Origin of the sequence: Nonomuraea mesophila (assembly GCF_004352805.1) — a bacterium.
Classification (GTDB): domain Bacteria; phylum Actinomycetota; class Actinomycetes; order Streptosporangiales; family Streptosporangiaceae; genus Nonomuraea; species Nonomuraea longispora.
On sequence record NZ_SMLD01000345.1, the window covers coordinates 1 to 3,050 of the forward strand.

Consider the following 3,050-nt stretch of genomic DNA (forward strand, 5'->3'; position numbering starts at 1 on the left):
CTGGGCTACCGTGGACCACACGGCCATCGTCCGATCACCTTGGAGCGTCACAACCCCATGGTCTCGGCGATGGCCGTCTCACGTTCGGGACTTCGACCAGCCCGAACCTCGAAGTGCGGCTGGAGTATTAGCGGGCCCTCGGTCGTGCCCACCTCGCCGCCGACACCCTCGCCCCGGGCACTGCCCTCAACAACGCCCAGCACGTCGAAGAAGAAGACGAAACCGGCCAGGCCCCAACGCAGATCAACACTCTCGGCGGTGCCGCGCTATCAGGGCGCTCCACAGGTCCAACCCCCGAAGACCGCGATCCCTGCTGACCGTGCGAGACCGCCCGAGACAAGGAAACACGAGTAAAAGGCAGAAACCGATGGGCCCCGGTGATCGCTGCGAAGTGCGACGAACTGTTCCCACCTGCCCGTCCCGAGTTCCGTATCCACAACCGGGTCTGTCACTCCCTCTACTGATAGTGCCGCGCAGCTACCTTGCTGCGACGTCCGCCCTGACATCGGGAGTGTCAACTTAACGGCTGATCTTGGTTGTTGAATTGGTTAGAGGTTGGCAGGGGTGAGGCGGCCTTCGAAGGCGATCTGGAAGGCGTTCAAAGGTGCCTTCCAGCGCATGGTCCATCGCTTGCGGCCCTGCCCGGTGGGATCCAGGCTCATCAGGGCCATGAACACACACTTCAGGGCGGCGGTCTCGTTCGGGAAGTGGCCGCGGGCTCGGACGGCCTTGCGGATGCGGGCGTTGACGCTTTCGATGGCGTTGGTGGAGCAGATGACCTTGCGGATCTCGACGTCGAAGGCCAGGAAGGGCACGAACTCGGCCCAGCTGGTCTCCCACAGCCGCACGATCGCCGGGTACTTGCGCCCCCAGGTCTCGCAGAACTCATAGAACCGCTCCAGCGCCGCTTCCTCGGTCGGGGCGGTGTAGACGGGCTTGAGCGCACGTGCGATCTTGTCCCAGTCCTGCCGGGCGGCGTAGCGGAACGAGTTGCGCAGCAGGTGAATCACGCAGGTCTGCACGATCGTGCGGGGCCAGACCGTCTCCACCGCCTGCGGCAGGCCCTTGAGCCCGTCGCAGACCAGCATGAGCACGTCGTCCACGCCGCGGTTCTTCAGCTCGGTCAGCACCGCCAGCCAGTGCTTGGCGCCCTCGCCGCCGTCGCCGGCCCAGATGCCGAGGATGTCGCGGTGCCCGTCGACGGTGACGGCCATGGCCAGGTAGATGGGCCGGTTGGCGACGTGACCGTCCCGGATCTTGACGTTGATCGCGTCCACGAACAGGACCGGGTACACACGGTCGAGCGGCCGGTTCTGCCATTCGGCCATGCCGTCCATGACCTTGTCGGTGATGGTGGAGATGGTCTGCTTGGACACGTTCGCCCCGTAGACCTCGGCCAGGTGGGCGGAGATCTCCCCATGCGTGAGGCCCTTGGCCGACAGGGACAAGACCATCTCGTCCACGCCGGACAGCCGGCGCTGCCGCTTGCGGACGAGCTGGGGCTCGAAGGTGCCCGCCACATCGCGTGGCACCCGCACCTCGACCGGGCCGACGTCGGTCACCACAGTCTTGCTGCGGGTGCCGTTGCGGCTGTTGCCGCTGTTCTTGCCGGCCGGGTCGTGCCGGTCATAGCCGAGGTGATCGGTGATCTCACCTTCCAGCGCGGACTCCAGCACCCGCTTGGTCAGCTGTTGCAGCAGACCGCCCTCACCAGTCAGCTGCAGCCCTTCACTACGGGCCCGATTGACGAGCATCGAGATCAGCTGCTCGTCCGTCATCGCGCGATCCGGCTCGACAGGCACTTCGTTCATGGACAGCGACTCCACGGCAGTCTCATACATCAAGCATCTCTTCCTTGATCATCAGATCCGCCATTAGTTTTACAGTCCCCTGACATCCGCTGATTGATGCCGTGATGGGTGTAATTCCGGTTGCTTATAGGGAAGTGTGGAGGCATTTACCGGGATTGGCTGTTGTGCTTGACTCCTCCCTTGTAGGCGCACCCTCTGGGAGGGATCCATGGGGGAGTTCGTCGGGATCGACCCCCGCGGGGCGGATCAGCTGATCCAGCAGATGGCGACCGGCAAGAACGTCCTGGCAAGCACGCGGCATGGGCTTGAGACGGCCATCGCCGAAGCAGGTGAGGCGTGGACCGGCCAGCAAGGAGTAACTCCCATGCACCGGTCCTGGGCGTTCTTCGACGAGACGCAGCGTGACCTCAAGTGGCGGATGGACACGCTCAAACAGATGGTTCCCACCTCGGGCAACGGTCTGATGAGCGTGATCTTCACGTTCGGCAGCGAGATCGAGGCCGCTCGGCAGGGGAAAGCAGACGCGGCACCCATCGCAGAGGCGCTCAGAAAGCACGAAATCGAGAACTCGGTGGAGAGCTGGCGCAAGGTGACAGCGGCCACGGCGGCGATGAAAGGCAAGCTGAACGACCCCGCCTACGCCGCTGCCGTTCTTTCTACCCTCGGACCGGAGAAATTCCGTGCGCTGTTCATGCACTGGATGAAGAACCGCGGCCCGGCCATGGACAAAGGGCTGTCGCCCAACGCGATCAAGGAAGGCCGCGAGACGCTCGGGCCGCTGGCTGAGGCTTACGCCAACGCCGAACGCGCCGGCAGGCTGGGCGAGGAGTGGCAGGGCCCGTTCATGAAGGCCACGCAGCCCGGGGTGCTGACGGCGATCGTCGCGATGTCGAAACCGTCGACCAAACTGCTGAACCAGGTGGCACTGAAGGTGCTGGGCCGTCCGCTCACCGCCGATCTCCCGACCAGCGAGAACTGGAACCTGAACGTGCTGGTGGAGGCCTACGACGCCAATCCGCAGGCATTGCAGACGCTACTGGCCCAGAACAAAGAGGCTGCGGGCTGGTTGCTGCATCCGCAGCGCGTACGGATGAGCGGCATCTCCGGGTTCGAGGGGAAAGTGGCTGGGGTGCTGGACAAGGCGTTGAAGCCGGGCGCCGGGGTGGACAGCGTGCGGGAGCAGGCGTGGGTCAACATCATCCGGGGGATGGGGGCGAAGGACAGCCCATGGATCGGCGG

General features: G+C 64.7%; 2 protein-coding genes. One reads left to right on the forward strand and one right to left on the reverse strand.

Going from position 1 to position 3,050, the window contains the following annotated elements:
- Positions 1–548: 548 nt before the first annotated feature.
- Complete coding sequence (locus tag E1295_RS47800) at positions 549–1,811, reverse strand: IS256 family transposase (RefSeq protein WP_181958161.1); 1,263 nt, start codon at positions 1,809–1,811, stop codon at positions 549–551.
- A 208-nt stretch (positions 1,812–2,019) separates the two neighbouring features.
- Between E1295_RS47800 and E1295_RS47805 the strand changes: the two genes are divergently transcribed.
- Positions 2,020–3,050 (forward strand): hypothetical protein (locus E1295_RS47805; protein ID WP_132641989.1); only part of this gene is annotated, 1,031 nt, incomplete at its 3' end.